At 75.7% G+C, this 8,217-nt stretch carries 6 protein-coding genes; 4 read left to right on the top strand and 2 right to left on the bottom strand.

The genetic code is table 11. The features are described from left to right. Positions 1–953, bottom strand: a 953-nt coding sequence (locus tag TR49_RS36410; RefSeq protein WP_042390019.1) for a GlxA family transcriptional regulator, incomplete at its 3' end; no start/stop codon positions are given. 119 nt (positions 954–1,072) lie between these two features. Here TR49_RS36410 and TR49_RS36415 point away from each other — a divergent pair. The 4 genes from TR49_RS36415 to TR49_RS36430 all read left to right on the top strand — a co-directional run bounded on the left by TR49_RS36415 (position 1,073) and on the right by TR49_RS36430 (position 6,550). After that, on the top strand, positions 1,073–1,369 hold the full coding sequence (locus TR49_RS36415) for a putative quinol monooxygenase (protein WP_042390022.1): 297 nt from the start codon (positions 1,073–1,075) through the stop codon (positions 1,367–1,369). After that, positions 1,369–1,824, top strand: coding sequence for a PaaI family thioesterase (locus TR49_RS36420; protein ID WP_042390024.1), 456 nt, complete (start codon positions 1,369–1,371; stop codon positions 1,822–1,824). Before TR49_RS36415 ends, TR49_RS36420 begins: the two co-directional genes overlap by 1 nt. Before the next feature lie 343 nt (positions 1,825–2,167). Continuing rightward, complete coding sequence (locus tag TR49_RS36425) at positions 2,168–5,548, top strand: trypsin-like peptidase domain-containing protein (RefSeq protein WP_152627653.1); 3,381 nt, start codon at positions 2,168–2,170, stop codon at positions 5,546–5,548. A gap of 57 nt (positions 5,549–5,605) precedes the next feature. Next, complete coding sequence (locus TR49_RS36430; protein ID WP_042390025.1) at positions 5,606–6,550, top strand: bifunctional riboflavin kinase/FAD synthetase; 945 nt, start codon at positions 5,606–5,608, stop codon at positions 6,548–6,550. A gap of 70 nt (positions 6,551–6,620) precedes the next feature. On the opposite strand, the gene TR49_RS36435 is transcribed toward TR49_RS36430, so the two are convergent. Further along, a partial coding sequence (locus tag TR49_RS36435; RefSeq protein WP_236653692.1) for a MinD/ParA family ATP-binding protein occupies positions 6,621–8,217 on the bottom strand: 1,597 nt, incomplete at its 5' end.

Here is an 8,217-nt window from a genome sequence, read left to right on the forward strand (position 1 = left end):
ACGCCGCGGAGGGCGGTCGTCGTCTTCCCGGTGCGCTCGCGGAGCAGTACCCGCAGGGTGTGCGGGTGCTCGTAGCCGACCTTGCGCGCGATGGTCTCCAGCGACAGCTCGCTGGTGCGCAGCAGGTGGGACGCCTGCTCGACGCGCAGGTCCTGGACGAAGCGGATGGGTGAGGTGCCCAGGCAGCGCTGGACGGACCGCTGGAGGGTCCGGTTGCTGACCCCGATGGCCTTCGCGGCGTCCGGGATGCTGATGGGTTCGGCCAGGCGTGCGCGGGCCCAGCGCTCGAAGGCGGCGACCGTCGGATCGCTCTGCGCCAGCGCGCTGGGGATCGTGTAGGCGGACTGCGACGGCCGCTCGTCGATCACCAGGTAGCGGGCCAGCAGGTCGGCGAGTGCCGGGCTGCCCGAGCGGACCACGTGGAGCGCGAGGTCGACGTGCCCGAAGGCCGCGCCCGCGGTCGTGACGCCGTCGCCGACGACGACCATCCGGCTCTGGTCGATCCGGACCTGCGGATAGCGTCCGCGGAAGAGCGGTGACAGCCACCAACTCGTGGTGGCCCGTTGGCCGTCCAGGACTCCCGACTCGGCGAGCAGGAAGGTGCCGGTGCAGGCCGAGGCAATGGCCGTGCCTCGGGCCCGGGTCCGGGCGATCCGCTCCCGGACCGGGGCGAGTTCCGCCGAGGCGACGCGTTCCAGCAGTGCCTCCGGCCGCCGCTCGGCCATCGCGGGGACGATCAGCAGGTCCGCCGCGTCGATCCGGTCGAGCGGCTCCGTCTCGACGAGATGCCGCGCTCCGGTGCGCACCCGCGGCCGGCAGCCCACGGTCGTCACGTTCCAGGCGGGCGCTCCACCGATTTCGCCACGCATCGCGTTGGCGCCGTCCAGCACGTCCAGCACCGCGGACAGGCCGGAGTCGAACACGCCGTCGTAGACGAGAACCGCTACCTCCATGACGAAAACGCTATCATCCGTGGCGTTTCTGCCACTGATCTTGGTATGGGCCCGGGCGTAGCTTCGAGGTGTGCCGGAGAACCGGCGACCCTCCTCCCCGAACCCCAAGGAGACACACCATGAAGATCGGTCTGCTCGCGCGTATCGAGGCCAAGCCCGAGTACGCCGACAAGGTCGAGGCGATGCTGCGCGACGCGGTCACCCTCGCCGAGCAGGAGCAGCACACCGTGACCTGGTACTCGTTCCGCCAGGACGCCACCACCTTCGGCGTCTTCGACACCTTCGACGACGAGGAGGGCCGCCAGGCCCACCTCCAGGGCGCGATCGCGGCGGCGCTGATGGGCGCGGCCGAGACGATGCTCAGCGCGCCGCCGGTGATCACGCCGGTCGACCTGCTGGGCGTCAAGGTCGCGTGATGCCGACCGCCACCCGCCAGGGCTCGCCGACGGGTCTGGAGCTGCTCCGGAAGATCCTCACCGGGGAGATTCCGGAGCCGCCGATCGCGCACACGCTCGGCTTCCATCTCGTGGAGGTCGGCGAGGGGACGGCGGCGTTCGAGGGCGATCCGGGCGAGCACCTGCTGAATCCCATGGGGACGGTGCACGGCGGCTTCCTCGCGACGTTGCTCGACTCGGCGCTGGGCAGTGCGGTGGCCACCGCACCGCCCAGCGGGCGGGCCTACACCACGATGCAGCTCAACGTGCACATGGTCCGGCCCGTCTTCGCGGACACGCCCCGCCTGCGCTGCGAGGCGACGACGGTCCAAGTCGGCCGCACGACGGCGACCGCCGAGGCGCGGCTGACCGGCACGGCGGACGGCAAGCTCTACGCCCACGGCACGACCACCTGCGCGATCTTCGCTGCCGGTTGACCGTGGCGGCCCCGGCTTCGCCGCCCGGAGCGGGCGACCCGTCGTGGGAGGCGCCGGCCAGGCGAAGCGACGGCCCGTGAGGGCGGTCGGGGCAGCTCGTGGAGCGGAGCGGACACGGGCCGGGCCGGTGCCCGGGACCATCGGCGCTGGGCGCCGCCACGGTCCGCTGCCCGCCCTGACGTGCCGTGCCCGCCTCCGCTCGAAACGCGGTCCACCCCAACGAGCGAGCGCGCGAAGCGCGGCAGGGGCGGGCGGGAGGACGCCCGGCGGGACGCCGTGAGCGGTGGGCAGCCTCCAGCCAGGTGGTGCGCGGGTGCGCGCCGCACGGCGAAAGGGTGGGGCGGTGGGGCCTGGGCTGGTGTGCGTCAGCGACTCGCGGGGGACGTTGCGGGGGCTCGCCTTCGCGGTCGATCACGACGGCACGCTGGTGACCGCCCACGAGGTTGTCGACGGCCTCGCCGGGGTTCGGCTCGCCTGCTCCGACGGGCGGTCCGCCCGCGTCGCGCCGGGCGGGATCGTCGCGCTGCCCGCGCTCGGGCTCGCGCTGCTGCGCACCGACATCCCGCCCGGCGCGCCCTGGCCGCTCGCCGACGGGGCGGGGACGCGTCTGGTCTCCGTCCCCGGCCACGGTGCCGTCCTGCAGGGGGCGGTCGCGGGGCTCGTGACCGCCCGCTACGAGGAGTCCGAACGCTTCTGGCTGCTCCCCGACGTCTGGCAGCTGAGCCTGGAACAGGCACCCTCGGGTCTGCCCGTCCACGCCGCCGGCGGCCCGGTGGTCGACGCGGAGACCGGCGCGGTGGTGGGCGTCGCGACGGCGGCGCTGCGCAGCCGTCGGCGGGGCGCGGTGCTGGCGGTGCGGCTCGGGGCGGTCGCCGCGGATCCGGTTCTCGCGGATCTGGTGGCGCGCAACGCCGAGACCGTCCCCGCGCACGGGCGCGCGCTGAACCTCGCCGGGGTGCTGGAGCTCGCCGCCGCCGGGATCGACGCGGCGGCGACCGAGGCTGCGGCGCGGCGCGTGCCGCGTGCGGACGGACTGCTCGAATCGGTCCAGGGCTGGGACCCGGTGCGACCGGTGCTCGGGGTCGTCGGCGAGGCGGGCAGCGGGCGGACGACCGAGCTGGCGGCTCTCGCGCTGCAGCGCACCCGTGCCGCCTACCGTCTGCCGACCCTCTGGCTGCGCGGCGCGGACCTCGCCGCGGGCGACGCAAGCGTCCTCGACGCGGCGGACCGCGTCCTCGGCCGTGTGCACACGCTGTTGCGCCACCCCGCCCCCGCCCCACTGGCGGGCCAGGCCGCGCGGGTGGCGGCGGCCGCCCACCGGCCGCTGCTGATCGTCCTGGACGCACCCGAGGAGGCCCCGCCCCAGTTGCTGACCCGCTGGCGCGGCTGGTGCGCGGAGACCGTGCGTCGGCTGCGCGGGACGGAGTGCCGGCTGGCGCTGGGGTGTCTGCCGGAGTTCTGGGAGCGGACCCGCTCGATCCTCGGCCCGGACGACGTGCAGGGCAGCCGCCGGCTCGGCCCGCTCGAGGCGGGGACTGCGGCGGAGTTGGCCCTGCGGCAGGCCCCGGCGGCAGCCGGCGTGTCAGCCGGAGCGGCAGTCGACCCCGCGACGGAACCGGGCGTCGCCGGGCTGGTGGCAGCGGGGGACGCGCTCGCACTGCGTCTGCTCGGGGAGGTCCGGGCGGCGCAGCCCGCGCTGGCCCTGCCGCGTTCCCGCTCGCTGACCAGGACGGACCTGCTCTCGGCCGGGCTGGACCTCGCCTGCCTGCGGATCGCCGAGCGGCTCGCCGCTCCCGCGGAGCAGGCGGCGTCCGCGCCCGAACCGAGCGCGCCGTCAGCGGCGACGGAGGACGTCCCACGCGGGCTGGGCATCCTGTGGCGGCGGTCCGCGCCTCGCGCAGCCGACCCCGGCGCAACGTCGGCGCCGCCGCCGGAGCCGTCGCAGTCGCCCTACCCCCGGCCGCCGCGCCGTCCAGGTGCCGCCCCGCGTGCCGTCCGGCGGCTGGCCGCGTGCGTCGCCGGACGGTGTCACGAGGCGGCCCGGCGGATGCTGGGCGCACCGGACTGCGGGCTGACGGCACGGGAGTTCGACGAGCTGTTCCCGTGGTCCGAGGGATGGGCCCAGGCCGTACTCGGGGAGGGCGTCCTCGTGGCGGCGGGCATCGGCTACCGCTTTGCCTCCGGCGCACTCGCCGAGTGGCTCCAGGGCTTCCACCTCGACGTTCCCGTCGCGCTGACGATGGTCCTCGCCGACACCGCGCTCCCGGCGGAGGAGCCGCCGCCGCGCCCCGTCGGCGTCCACCGCCGCGGCGGCCCGCTCGGGTGGGCGCCGCCCGTGCCGATCCCCGGTCAGCCGACGGGCGGCGGTGTCCCGCGCTGGCGTCTCGCGGTCGTCCGGCAGGCGCTGCTCGGGCTGGACGCCGACGACCCGCAGACCCTGGAATCGCTGCTCAGCCGCCTCGTCCTGCGCCTCGACGGCCCGGAGGCGGCGCCCCCGGGCTCGGAGGCCCGTTGGTGGGCCGAGCGCCTCCTGACCGACACCCTCCAACGCCTCCCGGACGCCGCCGCTTACGCCCCCCTCCTGCGCGCCCTGGCCGGCCGGGTCGTCTACGGCGCCACCACCCGGACTGCCGCAAGGCCGAACACCGGTCGGACGACAGCCGCGCTCTCAGCCGAGCCGCCCGGTTCCGCCGCCGACCGCGAGCCCTTCCTGCCCTGGGACTTCTGGCGGCGGCTGCCGCTCACCGTCGGGGCGCGGTTGGACGTGTTGCGGGTGCTGGTGCGGGCCGGAACGGAGGAGCCCGGGCTGCTGCTGGGGGAGGTGGTGGTGCAGGATCCGGCCGCCGCGCTACCGCCGCTGTGCCGGTGGCTGGCCGACGAACGGGTCAGCGGCGTCGCCGCGGAGACGCTGTTCGCGCACCGGCACGTCGCGCTGGACGAGCTCGCGGAGGCCCTCGTCGACGCCGCGCATCCGCGCGCGGACGCGCTGCTGCGGGCGCTCGCACAGGCCGAGCCGTCGGCGCTGGGGCGGGCCGTGGACCGCTGGGCGCACGACCCCCGCCCCGAGCGGCACGTCGCCGCCGCGACCGTGTTGCCGCTGCTGTCGCGCCAGGCCGCGACGGGGGCGCCGGCCGAGCGCACGCTGGTGCGCTTGGCCGCCGAGGCGCTGCTCGCGCGCGGCGACGAGGAGTCGCTGCACGGCGCCGCCTACGCGGCGCTGGTGAGCGATCCGGTCGCCCGGCCGAAACGCCTGCGCGAGGCCGTCGCCCGCTATCTGGCCGGTGATCCGCTGCTCGGCGCGGCGGCGCTCGCGCCCGCGCTGGACGGCGATCCGACGCTGGTGCTGGCCGGCTATGCGGGACGGTTGCGCGAGCCGGGGGAGGAGGCCGCCGCGGTGCTCCGGGTACTGGGGGCGACGCCGGCGCCGCGCGCCAGGACCGCGGCCGCGCGGCTCGTCCGTGAGCACCTGCAGCGTCGCCCGGAGGCGGCCGCCCAGGTCGGCGGGTGGCTGCGGGCTCGGCTCGCGCACGGACCGGCCGAGCGCGAGACGCTGCTCGCCTTCGTCCGCGAGGCGGCGGCCGAGCAGCCGGAGCCCGTACGGTGGCGTCTCGCCGAGGCGCTCGCGGGCGTCGACTGCGTTCTCGCCCGGGAGTTGCGCGGGCTGCTCCGCCCGGCTGTGACGAGTCCGATGAGGATCCCGGACCAGGCCCATGGCAAGGTATAGGGGGTTGGAAACACTTGGGCCTGCGGCGACGCGCAGGACGGACGAGGAGCGGTCAAGGTGCAGCGCTGGCGGGGCCTGACGGAAGTGCCGGGGGACTGGGGACGCAGCGTCGTCACCATCGGGTCCTTCGACGGGGTGCACCAGGGCCACCAACTGATCATCGGCCACGCCGTGGACCGTGCCCGCGCGCTCGGGGCCCGTTCCGTGGTGGTCACCTTCGACCCGCACCCGAGCGAGGTCGTCCGCCCCGGCAGTCACCCGCCGCTGCTGGCTCCGCACCACCGCCGGGCCGACCTGATGGCCGCGCTGGGCGTCGACGCGGTGCTGGTGCTGCCGTTCACCTCCGAGTTCTCCCAGCTGTCGGCCGAGGAGTTCGTCCGGCAGGTGCTCGTCGACAGCCTGCACGCGCAGCTGGTCGTCGAGGGCCCCAACTTCCGCTTCGGGCACCGCGCGGCGGGCAACGTCGAACTGCTGGCGGAGCTCGGCGGGCAGCACGACTTCACCGTCGAGGTGCTGGACCTGCGGATCACCGGCGCGGCGGGAGACGGCGCGCCCTTCTCCTCGACGCTGGCCCGCCGCCTGGTCGCCGAGGGCGACGTCGTCGGCGCGGGCGAGGTGTTGGGCCGCCCGCACCAGGTCGAGGGCGTCGTCGTTCGCGGCGCGCAGCGCGGCCGCGAGCTCGGTTACCCGACAGCCAACGTCGAGACGCTCCCGCACACCGCCGTTCCCGCCGACGGCGTCTACGCAGGCTGGCTGACAGTGGGTCAGGAGCGCATGCCGGCCGCGATCTCGGTGGGCACCAACCCCACCTTCGACGGCACCGAGCGCACCGTCGAGGCCTACGCGATCGACCGGGTCGGCCTCGACCTGTACGGGCTGCACGTGGCCGTGGACTTCCTCGCCTACCTGCGCGGCATGGAGAAGTTCGACACGATCGAGGCCCTGCTGGACCGCATGGCCGACGACGTGAAGCGCGCCCGGGAGCTGACCGACGCGGTCTGAACCGGACGGACGGGACACGAGGAGGGGCGGACCGCACCAGCGGTCCGCCCCTCCTCGTGTCACCCGGCGCTCACTGCTGCGGCGGCGGGTAGCCGTAACCCCACTGCTGGCGCGGGTCGTATCCCTGCGGCGGCTGGCCGGGCTGCGGGGCCTGTGGCTGCTGCGGGTACGCACCCGGCTGGCCCGGTTGTCCGGGCTGCCCCGGCTGTGCCGGGTAGGCCTGCGGCTGCTGGTACGGCTGGCGCGGGTCGTATCCCTGCGGCGGCGGGCCCGGCTGCGGCGGCACGCCGGGCTGCTGCCAGCCCATCTGCTGCGGCTGGATCCGGGAGAAGTCCGCAGCGACCATCGCGGCCAGGTTGAAGTAGGCCTCGCGCGTCTTCGGCTTCATCCGGGTCAGCTCGACCTCGGCACCCGCGGCCAGGTGCTCGTCGAACGGGACGACCACGACGCCGCGGCAGCGGGTCTGGAAGTGCGCGACGATGTCGTCCACCTTGATCATCTTCGAGGTCTCGCGGACCCCGGAGACGACCGTGATGCTGCGCTGCACCAGGTCCGCGTAGCCGTGGGCGGTGAGCCAGTCCAGCGTGGTGCTGGCGCTGCTCGCACCGTCGACGCTGGGCGTCGAGACGACGATCAGCTGGTCCGCCAGGTCCAGCACGCCGCGCATGGCGCTGTAGAGCAGGCCGGTGCCCGAGTCGGTGAGGATGATCGGGTACTGCTCGCCGAGGAAGTTGATGACCCGGCGGTAGTCCTCGTCGTTGAAGGTCGTCGAGACGGCCGGGTCGACGTCGTTGGCCAGGATCTCCAGACCGCTGCTGGCCTGCGAGGTGTACCGGCGCACGTCCATGTAGCTGCGCAGGTACGGGATCGCGGTGACCAGGTCGCGGATGGTCGCGCTGGTCTCGCGGCGCACGCGGCGGCCGAGCGTGCCGGCGTCCGGGTTGGCGTCGATCGCGATGACCTTGTCCTGCCGCTCGCTCGCGAGGGTGGAGCCGAGCGCGGTGGTCGTGGTCGTCTTGCCGACGCCGCCCTTGAGGCTGATGACCGCGATCTTGTAGCTGGTCATCACCGGCGTACGCAGGACGGCCAGCTTCTGCGCACGGTCCGCCTCGGCGGCCTTGCCGCCCAGCCGGAAGCGCGGGGGACCCTGGCGGCGCTCGGGCGCCTGGTTCTTCAGCAGCCGGTCCGAGGACAGCTCGACCGCGGCGGTGTAACCCAGCGGCGCGCCCTGCGCGACGGGCCCCGTCGGCGCTCCGCCCCAGCCCTGCTGCTGCGGCGGCGCGGCCCAAGGGTTGGGACCGGCCTGGCCGGGCACGCCGACGGCGGGCTCGCCCTGCGGCGGCATGGCGGGCGGTGCGACGGGCGGCGTCGCCGGACGGTACGGCTGCTCGCCGTACGGACCGGCCGGGCCCTCGCCGGGAACGCCGGGGGCGCCCGGCGCTCCGGGGTAGCCGGGCAGGCCCTGCGCGGCCGGATCGCCGTACGGCGCGGGTGCACCCGGCACGGGCTGCACGGGATACGGGGACGGCCCGCCCTCGGCGGGGACGCCCGGCGCGGGGAAGGGCGCGGGCTGCCCGGGGTACGGCGGCGGACCGTCGAGCGGCACGGCGGGCTGCACGGGGGGCCCGGCAGGCGTGGCGAACGCCGGCGTGGCGCCGTCCCCGGGG

It is taken from the genome of Streptacidiphilus melanogenes (assembly GCF_000787835.1).
Taxonomy (GTDB): Bacteria; Actinomycetota; Actinomycetes; order Streptomycetales; family Streptomycetaceae; genus Streptacidiphilus; species Streptacidiphilus melanogenes.